Genomic DNA, 466 nt, shown 5'->3' on the forward strand with positions numbered 1-466 from the left:
CGCCAAACTCGTTTCGGCAGGCCTGTCGGCGGCCGTACTGGCGGCATTGCTCACGGCCGGGCATGCGGCGGCGCAATCGGCGACGCCGACAGATACCGGCGCATCGAACCGGCTCAACCAGCCGCTGACCGCCACGACACCGGATCAGCAGGCGCAGGATCCGAACAACGACTCGACGGCGGACGATTCCGACACCGGCAATACCGACCGCAACGGCAGGCCCGGACAGGACGCGGTCACTTCGGCCGACCCCGATTTCGATCCGAGCGCCGATTTCAACGCCATTGCCGATGCGGCGACGCTGAAAGAACTGCGCCGCCAGAACATGCGCGACCAGAAGGTCGATGATAACAGGCCGCGCATGGTCGATGACGGGCTGACACCGGGCATCCGGATGGGCTCCTTCATTCTCCGGCCGACAGTGTCGGAATCGATCAATACCGAGCGGACCGCGACGGGCAAGGAT

The 466-nt window shown here is 65.5% G+C and carries 1 pseudogene; it reads left to right on the forward strand.

Annotated features, from left to right (window positions below):
• A pseudogene (locus AC1D0P_RS29135) lies at positions 1 to 466 on the forward strand (hypothetical protein); the annotation flags it as partial.

The sequence above is a fragment of the Polaromonas sp. P1_G2 genome (assembly GCF_056405515.1).